Annotated in this window: 14 protein-coding genes, 2 tRNA genes and 1 pseudogene; 10 read left to right on the top strand and 7 right to left on the bottom strand. The window is 70.8% G+C overall.

Features of this window, described 5'->3' with window-relative positions:
- Nucleotides 1-166 precede the first annotated feature (166 nt).
- Entirely contained in the window at nucleotides 167-1,831 is a 1,665-nt protein-coding gene (locus CLV68_RS22705) for a bifunctional 3'-5' exonuclease/DNA polymerase (protein ID WP_121392954.1), read from the top strand.
- Between the two features lie 370 nt (nucleotides 1,832-2,201).
- Here the strand turns inward: CLV68_RS22705 and CLV68_RS22700 are convergent, their stop codons facing one another.
- From CLV68_RS22700 to CLV68_RS22690, 3 genes are all read right to left on the bottom strand, one after another.
- On the bottom strand, nucleotides 2,202-3,356 hold the full coding sequence (locus CLV68_RS22700) for an alpha-hydroxy-acid oxidizing protein (RefSeq protein WP_121393361.1): 1,155 nt from the start codon (nucleotides 3,354-3,356) through the stop codon (nucleotides 2,202-2,204).
- An 82-nt stretch (nucleotides 3,357-3,438) separates the two neighbouring features.
- Complete coding sequence (locus CLV68_RS22695) at nucleotides 3,439-3,945, bottom strand: hypothetical protein (protein WP_147460135.1); 507 nt, start codon at nucleotides 3,943-3,945, stop codon at nucleotides 3,439-3,441.
- A 79-nt stretch (nucleotides 3,946-4,024) separates the two neighbouring features.
- The gene (locus CLV68_RS22690) at nucleotides 4,025-5,746 is read right to left on the bottom strand and encodes a tetratricopeptide repeat protein (RefSeq protein ID WP_121392952.1); all 1,722 of its coding nucleotides are present in this window, start codon (nucleotides 5,744-5,746) and stop codon (nucleotides 4,025-4,027) included.
- A 258-nt stretch (nucleotides 5,747-6,004) separates the two neighbouring features.
- On the opposite strand from CLV68_RS22690, the pseudogene CLV68_RS22685 reads away from it, so the two are divergent.
- Nucleotides 6,005-7,186: pseudogene (locus CLV68_RS22685) on the top strand (multidrug effflux MFS transporter); the annotation flags it as partial.
- Here CLV68_RS22685 and CLV68_RS22680 read toward each other — a convergent pair.
- The gene (locus CLV68_RS22680) at nucleotides 7,184-9,100 is read right to left on the bottom strand and encodes an SDR family oxidoreductase (RefSeq protein ID WP_121393360.1); all 1,917 of its coding nucleotides are present in this window, start codon (nucleotides 9,098-9,100) and stop codon (nucleotides 7,184-7,186) included. The pseudogene CLV68_RS22685 and the gene CLV68_RS22680 overlap by 3 nt on opposite strands.
- 54 nt (nucleotides 9,101-9,154) lie before the next feature.
- A complete protein-coding gene (locus CLV68_RS22675) occupies nucleotides 9,155-9,352 on the bottom strand; it encodes a hypothetical protein (RefSeq protein WP_092774633.1) in 198 nt (65 codons plus the stop codon).
- Nucleotides 9,353-9,580: 228 nt separating this feature from the next.
- On the opposite strand from CLV68_RS22675, the gene CLV68_RS22670 reads away from it, so the two are divergent.
- Nucleotides 9,581-10,078, top strand: a complete 498-nt coding sequence (locus CLV68_RS22670; RefSeq protein ID WP_246010060.1) for a PH domain-containing protein — start codon at nucleotides 9,581-9,583, stop codon at nucleotides 10,076-10,078.
- Nucleotides 10,075-11,541, top strand: coding sequence for a PH domain-containing protein (locus tag CLV68_RS22665; RefSeq protein WP_246010059.1), 1,467 nt, complete (start codon nucleotides 10,075-10,077; stop codon nucleotides 11,539-11,541). The genes CLV68_RS22670 and CLV68_RS22665 overlap by 4 nt, the downstream gene beginning before the upstream one ends.
- Here CLV68_RS22665 and CLV68_RS22660 read toward each other — a convergent pair.
- Nucleotides 11,531-13,012, bottom strand: coding sequence for a glutamate-cysteine ligase family protein (locus tag CLV68_RS22660; protein WP_121393359.1), 1,482 nt, complete (start codon nucleotides 13,010-13,012; stop codon nucleotides 11,531-11,533). The genes CLV68_RS22665 and CLV68_RS22660 overlap by 11 nt on opposite strands.
- Before the next feature lie 143 nt (nucleotides 13,013-13,155).
- On the opposite strand from CLV68_RS22660, the gene orn reads away from it, so the two are divergent.
- From orn to CLV68_RS22640, 4 genes are all read left to right on the top strand, one after another.
- Nucleotides 13,156-13,761, top strand: a complete 606-nt coding sequence (orn, locus tag CLV68_RS22655) for an oligoribonuclease (protein WP_121392949.1) — start codon at nucleotides 13,156-13,158, stop codon at nucleotides 13,759-13,761.
- A 72-nt stretch (nucleotides 13,762-13,833) separates the two neighbouring features.
- Nucleotides 13,834-13,906: transfer RNA gene (locus CLV68_RS22650), tRNA-His, on the top strand.
- Between the two features lie 482 nt (nucleotides 13,907-14,388).
- Nucleotides 14,389-15,159: a S1 family peptidase gene (locus CLV68_RS22645; RefSeq protein WP_092774628.1), complete on the top strand. Its 771-nt coding sequence runs from the start codon at nucleotides 14,389-14,391 to the stop codon at nucleotides 15,157-15,159.
- Nucleotides 15,160-15,235: 76 nt separating this feature from the next.
- The gene (locus CLV68_RS22640) at nucleotides 15,236-15,448 is read left to right on the top strand and encodes an RNA-binding S4 domain-containing protein (protein WP_121392948.1); all 213 of its coding nucleotides are present in this window, start codon (nucleotides 15,236-15,238) and stop codon (nucleotides 15,446-15,448) included.
- 3 nt (nucleotides 15,449-15,451) lie between these two features.
- On the opposite strand, the gene CLV68_RS22635 is transcribed toward CLV68_RS22640, so the two are convergent.
- On the bottom strand, nucleotides 15,452-16,408 hold the full coding sequence (locus CLV68_RS22635) for a L,D-transpeptidase (protein WP_425454877.1): 957 nt from the start codon (nucleotides 16,406-16,408) through the stop codon (nucleotides 15,452-15,454).
- Nucleotides 16,409-16,412: 4 nt separating this feature from the next.
- Between CLV68_RS22635 and CLV68_RS36035 the strand changes: the two genes are divergently transcribed.
- Nucleotides 16,413-16,577 (top strand): hypothetical protein, encoded by a 165-nt coding sequence (locus tag CLV68_RS36035; RefSeq protein WP_425454881.1) that lies wholly within the window; start codon nucleotides 16,413-16,415, stop codon nucleotides 16,575-16,577.
- A 256-nt stretch (nucleotides 16,578-16,833) separates the two neighbouring features.
- Nucleotides 16,834-16,906, top strand: a tRNA-Lys gene (locus CLV68_RS22630).
- The last annotated feature ends 379 nt before the right edge of the window (nucleotides 16,907-17,285 follow it).

Below are 17,285 nucleotides of genomic sequence, written 5' to 3'. Positions count from 1 at the left end.
ACGTCGACGCTGCGGACGGCGGTCGGGACCTTCGCGAGCAGGTCGCGGACTCGGGTCAGGTACTCGGTCACCGACGCCTCCCAACAGGTGTTACTAAGGGGTAACACGGTGCCGCACTACCTACTGGCGAGTCAACTGCCTGCGGTTGTCGGTGCCGTGGCCGACAATGCCGGACGTGCGGGTGGTGGTGGTGGTACCGGGAGCCGACGGGGCTGGGCGCGCGCAAGTGCCCGGGCAGGACCCGGTCGACGTGCCCGACCTCGCCGGGTGGATGGCCGACCTGGAGCGGCGGCACGCGCCGCGCTGGGTGCTGCCGTCGTTGGACGAGGCGTACCCGGCGTTGCTGCGCGCCGGTGTCCGGCTGGGGCGCTGCCACGACCTCGCACTCGTCGAGGCGATCTTGCTGGGCTTCGAGGAGCGGCCGGGACGACCGCGCAACCTGGCGGCGGCGTTCGCACGGTTGCGGGGTGCGACCGAGCCCGCAGACCCCCGGCCGGTGGCGCGGGGTGAGCAGCCGACGCTGTTCGAGGCCGATCGCGGGACGACGCCCGCGGGAGCCGATCCGGTGCTCGCGGCGGTCGAGGTGCTGGCCGACCAGGAACGCAGGCTCGCCGCGACGGCGCACCCGGACCGGCTGCGGTTGCTGGCGGCGGCCGAGTCAGCGGGCGGTCTGGCGGCGGGCGAGATGACCCACCACGGGTTGCCGTGGCGGGTGGACGTCCACATGGAACTGCTCGCGGACCTGATCGGCCCCCGGCAGGCGCCCGGGGTGCGACCGGCGAAGCTCGCGGCGCTCGCGGAACGGATCAGCGCGGCGTTCGGGGGTCGGCCGATCAACCCGGACAGCCCACCGAGCATCGTGAAGGCGTTCGCGCGGGAGGGGATCGAGGTGTCCTCGGCGCGGGCCTGGGTACTGCGCGAGGTCGAGCACCCGGCCGTGGCGCCGCTGTTGGAGTACCGCGAACTGGCGCGGCTGTGGGTGGCGCACGGGTGGTCCTGGCTGGACTCGTGGGTGGCGGACGGGCGATTCCGACCGGAGTACGTCGTCGGCGGGGTGGTGTCGGGGCGGTGGGCGACCCGGGGCGGGGCGGCGTTGCAGTTGCCGAAGTCGCTGCGGACGGCGGTGCGGGCGGACCCGGGGTGGTCGCTGGTGGTCGCCGACGCTTCGCAACTGGAGCCGCGGGTGTTGGGCGCGTTGTCGGACGACCAGCGGTTCGCGGAGGTGTCGAGCACCGACGACCTGTACACGAGCCTCGCGGCGGACGCGTTCGACGGGGACCGGGACCGGGCGAAGATCGCGATGCTGTCGGCGATGTACGGGGGGACGAGCGGGGAGGCCGGGCCGCTGCTCGCGGTGCTGCGCAAACGTTTTCCGGTGGCGGTGGAGTACGTGGAACAGGCCGCGCGCGCAGGCGAGAGCGGACGGGTGGTGCGATCGCGACTCGGGCGGACGAGCCCGCCGCCGAGCGAGGCATGGCACGAACGGACCACTGCGTCGGGCGACGAGGAGACCGACCGCGCCGGGCGACAGGCGGCTCGGGACTGGGGGCGGTTCACGCGCAACTTTGTGGTGCAGGCCAGCGCGGCCGATTGGGCACTGACGATGCTCGCAACGTTGCGGCGGCGGTTGGTTGGGTTGGCGCCCGAGGCCGGGATTGTGTTCTTCCAGCACGACGAGGTGATGGTGCATTGCCCGGCTGAGGCGGCTTCGGGGGTGATCGCGGAGGTTGCGGGGGCGGCGGAGGAGGCGAGCGGGTTGGTGTTTCCGGGGAGCGCGGTGCGGTTTCCGTTGCTGACGCGGGCGGTGGAGAGTTACGCGGACGCGAAGTAGGGCGCTTTCGTTGCGGGGCTTGGTTCTTGGCGCTGCTGGGTGGGCGGCGGGCGGCTTGAGGTTCACCCGGTTCAGGGACAGAAGTTATCCACATCTGGATCTTGCGGGGCCCTGTTTCAAGATCGCCTGTCGGGGGGTACCGATAGACTGGCACTGGGACGCCCCCCGGAGAGGGTGGGGGCTGGGGCAGGACTGGCGTGCGCGCGCGAAGCGGTTGCGGTGGGGCCGCGCGGGTGTGTTGGGGCTGGGGCAAGAAGTGTTGTGGAACAAGGGGGTTTAGCGCGATAAGAGGGCGTGGTGGGCAAGAGGACGCGGTGGGGTTGCGGGGGCCGCGCGGACCGGGAGAGTTGTGTCCACTGTGGAGGTGGGGCTAGGTGCGGTGGAGGGTGTTGGGGGTCAGGGTGGCGGGGGTTTGGTGGCCGGACAGGGCGAGGGTGAGGTCTAGGTCGGCTAGGAGGCTGCGGAGGGTGTGGCGGACTCCTTGTTCTCCGGCTAGGGCTAGGGCGTAGATGTAGGGGCGGCCCAGGAGAACTGCTTTGGCTCCTAGGGCTAGGGCCTTGATGACATCGGCGCCGGTGCGGATGCCGGAGTCGAAGAGGATTTCTAGGCGGTCGCCTACGGCGGCGGCTATCGCGGGGAGGGCGTCCAGCGCTGCCAGGGCGCCGTCGACCTGGCGGCCGCCGTGGTTGGAGACGATGATGCCGTCCATGCCCTCGTCGGCGGCGCGGCGGGCGTCGTCGGGGTGTTGGATGCCCTTGAGGACGATGGGGCCGTCCCAGTGCTCGCGCAGGAACGGCAGCTGGTCCCAGCGCTTGTCGGTGCCGGTGAACAGCGACACCCAGCGCAGGATCGCCATCGCCTGGTCTTCCTCGGGCGACTTCTCCAGGCCCGCGCGGAACGCCGGATCGGTGAACGCGTTGGCGACACCGCAAGCGCGCAGGAACGGCAGGTACGCCTGGTCCAAGTCGCGCGGGCGCCAAGCGAGGGTCCACGTGTCGAGAGTGACGACCAGGGCCGTGTAGCCCGCGTCCTTCGCGCGGCGCAGCAGGCTCGCGCACACCTCGGGTTCGTTGGGCCAGTACAGCTGGAACCAGCGCGGCCCACCGACGGCGGCGACGTCCTCCAGCGGGTACGACGACGCGGTCGACAGCACGATCGGCACGTCGAGCGCGGCCGCCGCGCGGGCGACCGCCAGCTCGCCCTCCGGGTGCACGATCCCCTGGACGCCGACGGGGGCGAGCAGGACCGGGGCGGGCATCGCAGTGCCGAGCACGGTCGTCGACAGGTCGCGGGTGGTGGCGCCGGTCAGCATCCTCGGCACGATCCGCCACCGCTCGAACGCGGCGCGGTTCGCGCGGACGGTGTCCCCCGAGCCCGCGCCACCGGCGACGTACCCGAACGGCCCCGGCTCCATCACCGCCTCGGCGACCGCCTCCAGCCGGGTGGCGTCCGTGGTGAACGGCGGCACCTCGTCGGCGAGGCCCCGCAGGTAGATCTCGTTCTGGTACTGCGCGTGCCCTGCCATCGCGAACCTCACCGTCCGGGGTCATCCGAGCGCGGTGAGTCTGACACCGCGTCCACCCGGGACGCCAGGAGAACGGCGGGGACTAGCGCGGAGGGCCGTAGTTCTGCTGCGGCGGGAACCCGGGCTGCTGGGGGTAACCAGGCTGCTGGGTCTGCGGGTAGCCGGGCTGCGCGGGGTAACCGCCCTGGGCGGGGTAACCGGGCTGCGCGGGGGCACCGGGCTGAGGCTGGAACCCGGGCTGCGCGGCATAACCAGGCTGGGCATAACCGGCCTGGGCAGGGTTACCGGGCTGGGCCGGGTAACCGGGCTGCGGGGCGTAGCCGGGCTGGGGAGTCTGGCCGGAGCCCTGCTGCGGGGCGTAGGAGTAGCCGGGCGGCGGGGGAAGGGGCGCGGGGGCGGGCTCGGCGGGCTTCTCCTTGGTGAAGGCGATGACCAGCACCAGGATCAGCAGGCCGAGGGCACCGATGCCGAGACCGGCGCCCGGCTGGTAGGCATCGGCCCAGGAGACGATGCGGAACTGGAAGCTGGTGAAGCTGAGCAGCGCCGAACCGAAGCCGTAGACCATCAGCAAAGCGGCTAAACCACGCACGAGTGTCCCCTAGCGAACTCGGGTGAAATCCGCGGCGACCCCCGCCCGCGGCTCCCATTCGAAAACTGACCCGCGCACCTTATCGGGAGGCGGTCCGTATTCGCCAGAGGCCGAACCAGGCGAGTGCGCCGGGCGCCACGCCGAGCACGATCGCGGTCACCAGCAGTTGCGTCCCGGTGGCGCCGAAGGCAAGGGCGAGGGTCCACACACCCAGCACGACCAGGCCGAACGCGGTCAGGGCCGCGGCGAGGGCGATGAGCGGGGCGTGGTCGGCGAGTTCGCGCGGTGTGGGGCGGTCGACAACCGGAATGGCGCGGTAACCAAAAGCCGCCGCCCCGGTGACAATGAGCAGGAGCGCCAGGGCGAACCAGACCAGCAGCGGGCTCGGCGACGGCATTCCGGCCACTAAAAGGACAAATCCCCCAATCGCCAGCCAGCCGGAGCAGCGGCGCAGGACCAACCACAGCGACACGCGCTTGGCGCGGGTGAACCCGGTGTGCGTCGGCCGCGCGGCGACCGGCCGGGGCGGGGCAGCGGGCTCGTCGGCGACCGGGATCTCCCTGGTGCGCCTGCGGGGCCGGGGCCTGGCACCGATCCGCACCTCGCCGACGTCCTCGGCGGGGTGGTCGTCGGCAGGACCGCGATCGGCGGACGCGCGGCCCCGGTGGACGGCGAACCCGGGGTCGGCGACCACCTGGATCACCGGCTCGATCTCCGCGTCCACCGGCTTGGCGGGCACCGGCCACACGGCCGACATCCGCTGCCGCCACTCCGACTCGACCGTCCACCTGTCCTCGGCCTGCTCCTCGCCATCGGCGACAACACCACCGTCGGCGACACCACTGCCCGCGGCAAGAACACCGTCCGCGGCAACACGACCGTCCGCGGCAACACGACCGTCCGCGGCAGCGCCACCGTCGGCGACGACACGACCGTCTGCGGCAGCGCCACCGCCCACGAGGGGGCCACCATCCACGGGACCGCCCCTGTCCGCGAGACCGCCACCATCCACACGCGCGCCCCTGTCCACGGGAGCACGACCGCGCACGGGAGCGCCACCGACCCCGACTCCCCCAGCACCCGCACCCGCGTCGGCCGACCTGGACTCCACCACCCTGGACTCCACCACTCTGGACTCCACCACCGTCGAGTCGATGACCGTCGGGCGCGGGGCCGAGTAGTCGGCGCCGCCGCTGGTGAGCCTGCGGGCGAACCCGTTCGCCGCGGGCGCGCTCCGGCGCAGCGGCACCTGGGGCAGTGCGTCGAGCCTGGCGCTGACCTCGGCGTTGCCCGGGTCGAGCAGCAGTGCGTCGGTGTAGGCGCGGCGGGCGAGGTCGTCGTCGCCGGCGCGGGCGGCGGCGATGCCGAGCACCTCGTGCACCCGCGGCACCTCGGGGGCGGCGTCGACGGCGCCGAGCGCCACGGCGAGGGACTCCTCCGGCGCGGCCGGGCCGAGTACCTCCGACAGGGTGACCAGCGACCGCCAGTCACCCGGGTCGCGCCGGGCGGCCTCCCTGGCGGACACGATCGCCTCGTCGTGGCGGCCCATCTCGGCCAGCGAGAGGCTGGCCAGCCGGTGCGCCCACGAGCGCTCGCCGAGGGTGATGGCGCGCTTGGCCGCGTCGAGGCAGAGCTGGTAGTCGCCCGCGTCCAGCAGGGCGGCGGCGAGCCTGCACCAGGCTTCGGAGTGGTCGGGGTGGGTCACCAGCAGCGGGCGCAGCACCTCGACGGCCTCGGTGGGGCGACCGGTCGCCGTGAGCCGCGCGGCCTCCACCAACACCGCGTCGATCGACTCGGCCATGGCACCCTCCCGCTCCTCGACCCGACCTCCAGTGTGTCAAGCCGCCGGTCGGATCAGCGGCGACGCGCGCGACCCGGTCACGAATGGCAACCCCAGTGTCCTCCGCCCAGGTGAAGAGTTCACCCGTTTACCGTCAACCACACCCGAGTGGCCGCATCGCCTCACCCGCACGCGTGACTACGCACCGCCACGTGGTGTTCGTCCTACCGGCCCACTTCGGGCTCACGGATCCCGGTTCGGCATTCATAGAATCAGCGGATGTCCGCCCCGCCCGCGCCCAGCAGGGTCCGCCTCGCGCTGATCCTGGGCGGCCTGTCGACCTTCGGCCCGCTGTCCATCGACATGTACCTGCCCGCGTTCCCCGAGCTCGCGGCCAGTCTGGGCACCGGTCCGGCGCCGGTGCAGCTGACGCTGACCACGTTCATGATCGGGCTGGCCGTCGGCCAGGTGGTGGCCGGTCCGTGGTCGGATTCGCGGGGCAGGCGGTGGCCGCTGCTGTTCGGGCTCGGGCTGTACGTGGTCAGCTCGCTGGCGTGCGCGCTCGCCCCCTCGGTGTACCCGCTGGTGGTACTGCGGTTCGCGCAGGGTGTCGCGGCCTCGGCCGGGGTGGTGATCGCCAGGGCCGCGGTGCGCGACCTGTTCTCCGGGGCGGCGATGGCCCGCTTCTTCTCGGCGTTGATGCTGGTCAACGGGCTGGGGCCGATGCTGGCGCCGATCATCGGCGGGCAGGTGCTGCGCTGGACGTCCTGGTCGGGGATCTTCGTGGTGCTCGCCGTGCTCGGCGCGCTGCTGATGGTGGCGACGCTGCTGTGGCTGCCGGAGACGCTGCCGAAGGAGTACCGCGGCAAGGCCGATCTGCGCCGCACGCTGCGCGCCTACGCCAGGATCGGGTCCGATCGCGGATTCGTGGCGTACGCGGTGTCCGCGGGGTGCGTGCTGGCCTCGATGTTCGCCTACATCTCGGGCTCGTCGTTCGTGCTCCAGGACATCCACGGGTTGAGCCCGCAGCAGTACAGCCTGGTGTTCGGCGCGAACGCGCTGGGGATCGTGCTGGTCGCGCAACTGAACTCGCTGCTGCTGCGCTGGTTCGCGCCGCGGGCGCTGCTGGTGGCCGGGTTGGTGGTGGCGGCGGTCGGCGGGCCCGGGGTGCTGGCCGCGGTGGTGTGGGGCATGGGTCTGTGGTGGCTGCTCATCGCGCTGTTCGTGTCCGTGGCCTGCGTCGGCATGATCAGCCCGAACTCGACCGCGTTGGCGCTGGCCGACCACGGGCGGGACGCGGGCGCGGCGTCGGCGTTGATCGGCGTGCTGCAGTTCGTCATCGGCGGGATCGCCTCGCCGCTGGTGGGGCTGGGTGGCGGGAGCACGGCGCTGCCGATGGCGGTGGTGATCGCGGTGCTGTCGGTGGGTGGGATCGCGACGTTCGCGCTGATGCGGCCGTCAGCGCCGCAGGCCGCGCCAGAGCGGTCGGACGAGGGCGGTGGCGAGGACGGGCAGGGGGCGCTCGGGGCCGGTCCTGGCCTCGGGGGCGGACTCGCCGGTGAGCCGGTAGGCGAGGTTGAGGACCTGGCGGGCCAGGCCGGGCGCGAGCACTCGCAGTAGCTCCATCGCCAGGCCCGCGGACCGCTGGACGACCTCGGTCTCGCTGGTCAGCGCGCGCAGGACGAGCTTGGCGGCGGACTCGGGCGAGGTGGCGGGGATGGCCTTGTACGCGTCGGTGGCGCGGATCATCGGCGTTCGGACCAACGGCATGCGGACGGCGCAGATGGTGACTCCGTCGGTGAGCAGTTCGCGACCTGCCGCACGCCCGAATGCCTCTAGAGCTGCCTTCGACGCTAGGTAGGCGGAAAAGCGCGGTGTGTCTGTCTGCAACCCCATGGTCGTGACGTTCACGATCCGCCCGAAGCCTCTAGCGCGCATACCCGGGAGCAGGCCAAGGGTGAGTCGTAGTGGCGCGAAGTAGTTCAGCGCCATGGTGCGTTCGTAGTCATGAAGGCGGTCGACGGAGAGGTGGACGGCGCGGCGGATCGAGCGTCCCGCGTTGTTGACCAGCATGTCGACGACACCGAGGTCCTTGACCAGGGCGTCGACCGCGTCCGAGTCGGTCAGGTCGCAGGGGTGGACCGACGCGGTGCCGCCACCTTGCTCGATCTCGGCACGCACCTCTTCCAGTTCGGCCTGCCTACGCGCGACAAGCAACACCGTTGCCCCGCGCTCCCCCACCGCAAGAGCCGTCGCACGGCCGATACCGCTAGAGGCTCCGGTGATGACGATTCGCTTACCCCGCAAGGAGCGCGAGTCGTGCCAGGCGCGCTCGGGGTCAAGGTGTTCGGCCCAGTAGCGGACGAGGACGTCAGCGTAAGAGGCGAAGTCGGGCGGCTCTATGCCGCCGAGGGCTTCAACAGTCGCCGTCGAGTCGAACACCGTCGGTAGATCCAGATGCGGGAGAACCTCGGCAGGCACGCCCAGCTCGTTGAGTACTGCGGCGGGAACCGGCCTGGTAGCCCGCAACCGAGGCAATCTGACCGGCAGGCTCGCCCGAACCCGGGGCGCCCCAACAGCTGTCGCTAGCGCGTTGAAGACATCCGTGACGCGCTGCTTGCCATTGTGCGTGAGGTGGTAGGTCGTGCCCGAGGGCGCGTCGGCGTGCATGAGTTGGGTCATGGCGTCTACGACGTAGTCGACCGGAACGACGTTGGTGCCGCCCAAGTCCGGTAGTACCAAGGGAAGCGTCTTGGGCAACCGCGCTAGACGAGTCAAGACGGGCAGGAAGTAGTAAGGGCCGTCGACCTTGTCCATCTCACCCGTGCGCGAGTCACCCACGACCGCGGCGGGGCGGTAGACGCGGAACGGCACGCGGTCCTGTTCGCGGACAAGGCGCTCGGCCGCGAACTTCGTCGCGTGGTACGGCGAGTGGTGCCGCTGCCCGAGGTCGAAGTCCCGCTCGGTGAAGCGGCCCCGGTGATCACCGGCGACGGCGATCGACGACACGTGGTGGAACAGGCCCGCGCCGACCGCCTCGGCGAACTCCAGGGCGTGCCGGGTGCCCGCGACGTTCGCCCGCTGGTTGTCGGCCTCCTGGGCGGTGAAGTCGTACACCGCACCCAGGTGGACGACGTGGTCGACCGCGCAGGACACCGTCTCGACCGCCACGCCGAGACCGGGTTCCCCGAGATCGCCGATGACCGGGACGACCAGGTCGGGGCGGCTCCAGTGCTGGGCCGCCGCGGTGAACCGGTCCATCGACCGCTGCCGCACGAGCACGTGCACCGCGCTCGTGCCCGGCCGGGCCACCAGCCGCTCGACCAGCCTGCGGCCGAGGAACCCGGTGCCACCGGTGACGAAGTAGGTTGCCATCTCCACGCCTCCTCGGCCTGGAGTCTGCCATTACCTACTCTAAAGTAGGAAGAGTTACTCCTCGACCGTGGCGTCCACCACGGCGTCGCGCAGCGCGGCCCGCAGCCTGCCCACGTCCAACGGCGAGAACACCGCCGTCTCCCCCGGCGGCGCCACCAGCACCACCCGACCACCCCGCACGAACACGGTCACGTCCCGGCGCCTCCCCGCGATATCGCGACAGCCGACCGACCACTCCCGGTGGTTGTTCACCGCACCAACCTCTCCAACCACGCCGCCGCCGGGTCGACGAACCCGACTAGGTGATGACGCGGACGGTAACGACACGTGACGACAAAAGTGACGAGATCTCGGAATGTCCCCATACACCCACGCGACCGGTTACTCGCCAACATGCGACACGACCCCGGGCTCGGATGAGCGGGCGGTGATACCCGAGTCGGACGTCGACGGACGCGCGGTCCGGGCAGACTGTGCCTCGTGAGCGAGTCGGAGTGGCGGTTGCGGGCGCCCGCGAACCTGGTCAGCAAGCGCGCGGTTCTGCTGTGGACGCTGCGTGCGGCGATCTTCTGGGTGGTGGTCGTGGCGGCGGAAGCGGTGGCGCTGCTGGTGATAGATGGCGCGCCGAGGTGGCTGCGGGTGACGCTCGTCGCGGCCGCCGTGATCGGGGTAGTGCACACGGCTGTGATGCCCAGGTGGCGTTACCGGGTGCACCGCTGGGAGACGACGGCCGACGCGGTTTTCACCAGGAGCGGTTGGGTCTCCCAGGAGTGGCGGCTCGCGCCGATCTCCCGCATCCAGACCGTCGACACCGCGCGCGGACCGTTGCAGCAGTTGCTCAAGCTGTCGACGATCACCGTCACCACCGCGTCCGCCCAGGGACCGGTGAAGATCGAGAACCTGGACGCCGACGTGGCCGCGCGGGTGGTCGAGGAACTGGCCGCGACCACGCAGGCGACGCCGGGGGACGCGACGTGAGCGCACCCGAGTGGGGGCGGCTCGACCCGAGGATGATCGTGGTGCGGCCGCTCAACGAGCTGATCGGCCTGCTGCCGCCGCTGGCCGCGCTGGTGTTCTTCGGCAACTTCGACACCTGGCGGGTGGTCACCAGCGCGAGCGTGGTGGGACTGATCATCGGCTACGGCCTGCTGTCGTGGCTCACGACCAAGTACCGCATCACCGAGACCCAGGTCGAGTTGCACAAGGGCGTCGTGTTCCGGCAACGCCGGTCGATCCCCCGCGACCGGATCCGCACGGTAGACCTGACGGCGAAGCTCGGGCACCGCGCGTTTGGCCTATCCGCGGTGCGCGTCGGTACCGGGCAACAGGAACGCACACCCGGCGAGGGGACCGTCACGCTTGACGCTGTCACCGCCGCTGAGGCTGAGCGGCTGCGGCAGGCCCTACTCCGCAAGGTGGCGCAGACCGAGGACGAGGACGACGAGGGCGTCCCGATCGCACAGCTCGACAAGCGCTGGTACCGCTACGCGCCGCTGACGGTGTCGGGGTTCATCTCGATCGGCATCGTGGTGGGTTTCGTCATGAACCTGGCCAGTGAGCTCGACTTCCGGTTCTCCGAGGTTGGCGCTATCCGCGAGATCTTCGGCTGGGTCAGCCACGCGAACCCGCTGCGGGTCGTGCCCGTGGCGGCGGTGTTCGTGATCGTCCTGTCCGTGCTGGCGTCGCTGGCCGGGTACCTCTTGCAGAACCACGACTACCGGCTGACCCGCCAACCCGACGGGACCGTCCGGGTGCGCCGGGGACTTCTCACGACCCGCTCGGTCTCCATCGAGGAGAAGCGGCTGCGCGGTGCGGTCTTGCACGAACCCCTTCTGCTGCGCGCGGGCAAGGGTGCACGGGTTACCGCCGTGACGACGGGCTTGAACAAGGTCGGCGGTAGCAGTCTCCTGCTTCCCCCGGCCCCGCGCATCGAAGCGGACCGTGTCACCGCCAACGTCCTAGCCACCAGCGAGCCCCCTACCTCCGCGCCACTCACCCGGCACCCCGCACGCGCCAAGGTTCGCAGGGTCGTGCGCGCGGTCGTGCCAACGGTCGCGCTTGCCGCCGTCCTGCTGGTGTTGGCCGAAACGGCGAACTGGCCCGACTGGCCGTGGATCACCGCGGCCGTGCTGATCCCGGTGTCCGTCGCGCTCGGCTTGGACCGGTACCGCAACCTGGGCCACACCCTCACAGAGGACTACCTCGTCGCCCGCTCCGGTTCCCTAGACCGCAGCACAGTGGCGCTACGCCGCAACGGCATCATCGGCTGGAAGATCACGCGCACGCTGTTCCAACGCCGCGCGCGCGTGTTCACCCTCACCGCGATCACCGCGGCAGGCTCTAGCGGCTACGCGGTGCTCGACATCGGCGACGACCAAGGTCTCGACCTCGCCGACGCGGCACTCCCGGACCTGATCGGGCAGTTCCTGGTCAGGGACTGATCGGCCAGGTGTGCACCGGCTCGTTGGTGTGCATGTGCTCGCGGTACCGGCCCACCATCTCGCGCAGGGCATGGAGCCGGTCGACCGAGGTCGACTCCTCGAGCGCGCGCACGGTCTCGACCTGCCAGGTGGCGCCGTTGCGGCCGGTGATGCACCGCTGCTCGATCACGCCGAGCAGCCGGTCCCGCTCGGCCGGGTCGACGCCCCACGAGTCGAGGCCCTCGTACGCGAGCGGCAGCAGGCGGCGCAGCACCAGCTCGGTCACCGGGACCTCGCCGACCCCCGGCCAGTACACCCGCGCCTCGATGCCGTTGCGGGCAGCGGCGTGGAAGTTGTCCTCGGCGGCGGAGAAGCTCATCTGCGTCCAGAGTGGACGGTCCTGGTCGGCCAGCGCGCGGGCCAGGCCGAAGTACAGCGCGCCGTTGGCCATCGTGTCGACCACCGACGGCCCCGCGGGCAGCACCCGGTTCTCCACCCGCAGGTGCGGGCGGCCGTTGACCACGTCGTAGATCGGCCGGTTCCAGCGGTAGACGGTGCCGTTGTGCAGCCGCAGCTCGTGCAGCTCGGGGATGTCGCCCCTGGCCAGCACCTCGACCGGGTCCTCGGGGTCGGTCAGCGGCAGCAGCGCGGAGAAGTACTGGGCGTTCTCCTCGAACAGGTCGAAGATGGAGGTGATCCACCGGTCGCCGAACCACACCCTCGGCCGCACGCCCTGGGCCTTGAGCTCGTCCGGGCGGGTGTCGGTCGCCTGCTCGAACAGCGCGATCCTGGTCTCGGCCCACAGGTGCTTGCCGAACAGGTACGGGGCGTTGGCCCCCAGCGCCACCTGCACGCCCGCGATCACCTGGCTGGCGTTCCAGAACCGGGCGAAGTCGTCCGGGGCGACCTGCAGGTGGTACTGCACGCTGGTGCACGCGCTCTCCGGGGCGATCGAGTCGGCGGAGGCCACCAGCCGCTCCACCCCGCCGATGTTGATCTCCAGGTCCTCGCCGCGGGCAGCGAGCACCTGCTCGTTGAGCAGCTTGTAGCGCGGGTTCGCCGACAGCGCCGCCGCGCTGGTGTGCTGCGCGCGCAGGGTGGGCAGGATGCCGACCATCACGATGTGCGCGTCCAGCCGCGCCGCCTTCGCCTCGGCCTCGTTGAGGTCCGCGCGCACCAGCCGCTCGAACGCGCCGAGCCCACCGGGGCCCAGCCGCTGCGGCGCCAGGTTGATCTCGATGTTGAACTGGCCCAGCTCGGTCTGGAACGCCGGGTCCGAGATCGCGGCCAGCACCTGCGCGTTGCGCATCGCCGGGTCGCCGGTGCCGTCGACCAGGTTCAGCTCGATCTCCAGGCCCGCCATCGGCCGGTCGGCGTCGAAGCGGGACTCCGAGAGCATCTGCGCGAACACGTCGAGGCAGCGCCGCACCTTCTGCCGGAACCGCGCCCGGTCGGCCCTGGTGAACTCGGTGGACTCGACGTCCTTGCCCATGCCGTCAAGGGTGATCCATGCCAGGGCAACCCGCCACAGGGCGTACTCCACCCGGCCCAACGCCGCGGGCACCCGGCGCGCGGGCGGAGTCCACCGGGGTGAGCGCGCGGGTGGCGATTCCCCATCGGACTAAGCTCCCGCAGGTGACCGACCGGCTGGTATGGATCGACTGCGAGATGACCGGGCTCGACCTGGGGCGCGACGCCCTGATCGAGATCGCCGCCCTGGTGACCGACTCCGAGCTCACCATCCTCGGCGAGGGGATCGACCTGGTCATCCACGCCGACGACGACCACCTGGCCGCGATGCCCGAGGTGGTGCGGGACATGCACGCCCGCTCGGGGCTCACCGAGGAGGTCCGCGCGTCGGCGCTCTCGCTCGCGGACGCCGAGCAGCAGGTCCTCGACTACGTGCGCGAGTGGGTGCCGGACGCGCGGGTCGCGCCGCTGTGCGGGAACTCGATCGCCACCGACCGCGGCTTCATCGCCCGCGACATGCCCGCCCTCGACGCGCACCTGCACTACCGGATGGTCGACGTGTCGTCGATCAAGGAGCTGTGCCGCCGCTGGTACCCGCGGGTCTACTACGCCCAGCCGGACAAGGGCCTCGCGCACCGCGCGCTCGCCGACATCCGCGAGTCCATCCGGGAGCTGCGCTACTACCGCGGCACCGCGTTCGTTCCCCAGCCCGGACCGTCGACCGAAGAGGCCAAGGCGGTCGCGGAGGCCGTCAGCGAGCCCAAGGCGTAACCCGTTTCAGAGGGCGCTACCGGGCACGCTACGATGTTCGAGCACCACGGGGCCTGCCCCAGCGGTGCGATGGTGGGTGTAGCTCAGTTGGTAGAGCACCTGGTTGTGGTCCAGGAAGTCGCGGGTTCAAGTCCCGTCACTCACCCGCGACAGGCGACCCATGTCCGCGAACTGCGCGGACATGGGTCGCTTTGTCATTCCCGGGGGGCCGAGCCCCCCGGACCCCCACGGGGCGGTGGGCGCCTGAACCAGCGGGGGCTCGCTCGGCCCTTCGGCCCTCACGTCGAGTGTGTAAGCAATTGGTTTGTCGCCCACGGGGCGGTGGGCGGCGGACCCAGCGTGGGCTCGCCGTCCGGTAATCGGACAACGGGCACCTTTTTTTCGCGCCCCTCCTGGCCCCGCGACTCGCCGAGTGAGCTGGGTTACCAGACCAATACGCAGGTGTTTCGGGTGGTTGGGGCGATGTATTCGGACAGGCGAATGTGTTTCGGGCGGGTTTCCCGGTGACCGGTACAGCACCTTTGGTAACTGTGGACGCTGCTTGGCCCCTGGCGACGGGCACTGAGTGCTACCTACTTTTCTCCTCGTCACCGGGACGAGGGCCCCGGTGCGGAAGGAGAGTGCCGAATGAAGGTCCGTTCCCTGCTGCTCGGCCTGCTGGCCGCCGCGGCGACCGCGATCGCCGCCCCCGCGGCGGCCACCGCGGCACCCGACGGTGACCCGGTCATGACCCCGGCCATCGTGGGCGGCGGCAACGCCACCCAGACCTACAGCTTCATGGCGTCCCTGCAGAGCACCTCGGGCAGCCACTTCTGCGGCGGCTCGCTGATCAAGGCCAACTGGATCGTCACCGCGGCGCACTGCGTCCAGGGCCGCTCGGCCAGCAGCGTGCAGGTGCGCGTCGGCACCACGAACCGGACCAGCGGCGGCACCGTCGCCAGGGCGTCGCGGATCATCGTGCACCCGAGCTACCGGACCAGCTACGACATCGCGCTGATCCAGCTCAGCACCAGCGTCACCCAGGCCCCGGTCGCCATCGCCGCCAGCTCGGGCGCCACCGGCCAGGCCAGCCGCATCATCGGCTGGGGCCAGACCTGCCCCGCCCCCGGCGGCTGCGGCGCGCCGGTCACCCTGCAGCAGCTCGACACCTCGGTCGTCGCCGACTCCCGGTGCTCCGGCATCTCCGGCTCGATCGAGATCTGCACCAACAACCCCGGCGGCCGCGCCGGTGCCTGCTACGGCGACTCCGGCGGCCCGCAGATCATCTCCGCCGGTGGCGGGTGGCAGCTGACCGGCGCCACCAGCCGCTCCGGCGGTGGCTCCCAGTGCGCCCAGGCGCCGTCGATCTACACCGACGTCGTCGCGCACCGCAGCTGGATCACCGGCTACACCGGCTGATCCACTGATCGACCCCAGGTGCCCCCACCCTGTCCCGGGTGGGGGCACCTGCTCGTCCGGCCCTAGGGTGCACCGCATGCGTGACGTGGAAATCCGGGACGACATGATCCGGCTCGGCCAGCTGCTGAAGCTGGCGGGCATCGCCGAGGACGGCAGTCACGCCAAGGACCTGCTCGACGCCGGGGACGTCGCGGTCAACGGCGAACGCGAGTTCCGCCGCGGCAGGCAGGTGCACCCCGGCGACCACGTGACGGTGGGACCCGAGGAAATCCGGGTCACCTCGCCGTAAGAGCTACTTCTTGCCGCCTGCCTTCCAGGTCTCCCACGGCACCTGCCAGACACTGAGCCCGTCCCACGCCTCTAGCACCGGTCCACCGGAGTTCTGCACCACGATCACATCGCCCTTGTTCGAGATGCTCTGCAACCAGGCAGCGTTCTCTGTGGACATGTTGATGCAGCCGTGGCTGACGTTGCGCACCCCTTGGTCGCGCACCGACCACGGCGCCGAGTGGTAGAAGATGCCGCTGTTGGACATCCGCGTCGCGACGGCCACCTTGGTGCGGTAACCGGCGGCCGAGTCGGCGGGGACGCCGTAGGTGGAGGAGTCCATCACGTAGTTCGTGTGCTCGCTCATCACCGTGTAGGTGCCGACCGGGGTCTCGTGCGCCTTCTTGCCGAGCGACACCGGGATCGTGCGGGCGACGGCACCGTTGACGGTGACCGTCATCTGGTGGGTCGTACCGTCGGCGACAGCGACAACGGAGTCTCCGATGGTGACGGTCGCCTTTCGGTCCTCTCGGCCGAAGACACCGTTCCCGAGGCTCTTGCCGTAGATCGCGGCGTTGACGGTGACGGTCGTACCGGGCTTCCAGTACTCCTTCGGCCGCCAGTGCACCTCTTTGTCGTCGAACCAGTAAAAGGCGCCCTCGGTCACGGGCGACGCGGTGACCTGGATGGCCTTCTCGGCGGCGGCCTTGTCGGTGATCACGGAGTCGAAGTAGAAGGCGAAGGTCTGACCGACACCCACCTTCTGGCCGTCGAGCGGGTTCATCGACAGCGCGGTCTGGCGCCTCGGCTTCGCCGTGGTGAACGTCGACGTCACCGTGCTCGCGGTGCCCTTCGCGTCCTGCCCGGTCGCGGTCGTCGTGTAGGTCTTGCCGTAGCCGAGCGGCTCGCTGTTCTGCCAACTCGCACCATTGGCCGCGAGCGCGCCAGCGACCACACGACCATCCTGACCAGCGACCACCACCGCCGTGAGCTTCCCGCCCGTCGCCGCCACCGTCACCGGCTCCCCAGGCGCGATATCCGCCGCCCTGTCCACCGGGGTCAACGCCAACGCGAGCGGAACCGGAGCCGGAGTCGACGTCGTCCTGGTCGCGCTCGCTGTGGAACCCGCCACACTCGGATCACCCACCTGAGCGGACTCAGCCGCCGTGCACCCCGCGACCGCCACCACCGCGACGCCCACCAACCCGACCAACGCCCGCCCACCCCTGGACATACCTGACCTGCCGTTCCTGCTCCACGCCCGAGCCTCGACCTCTACCACCAGTGTGCCCGACCACCCAGACACGATGGAGTGACACCTGCGAACTGACTAGCCACCCCCCTGATTTCTGTCCCCCCGACACCCTGTGCTAACTTTTCACCCGTCAGCAGGAGAGATCCTGACGAGCGCCGCTAGCTCAACTGGCAGAGCAGCTGGCTCTTAACCAGCGGGTTCGGGGTTCGAGTCCCTGGCGGCGCACAGCCTCAGCCGACCTATGTCCACACAGTACGTGGACCGGGTCGGCTGTTGTTATTTCTGGGGGGCGACCCCCCAGGCCCCCACGGGGCGGTGGGCGCCCGATCTAGCGGGGGCTCGCTCGGGCCTTCGGCCCTCACGTCGAGTGTGTAAGCAATTGGTTTGTCGCCCACGGGGCGGTGGGCGCCTGAACCAGCGGGGTTCGCTTGGCCTTCGGCCGTCGCATCAAGGTGTGTAACCAACGGGGTTGTCGCCCACGGGGCGACATGCGCCGGATCCGGCGGGGCTCGCTTGGCCTTCGGCCGTCGCATCAAGGTGTGTAACCAACGGGGTTGTCGCCCACGGGGCGGTGGGCGCCGGATCCGGCGGGGCTCGCTTGGCC

The organism is Actinokineospora cianjurensis (genome assembly GCF_003663795.1).
GTDB lineage: Bacteria > Actinomycetota > Actinomycetes > Mycobacteriales > Pseudonocardiaceae > Actinokineospora > Actinokineospora terrae.
This window is presented reverse-complemented; position numbering and strand designations above follow the sequence as displayed.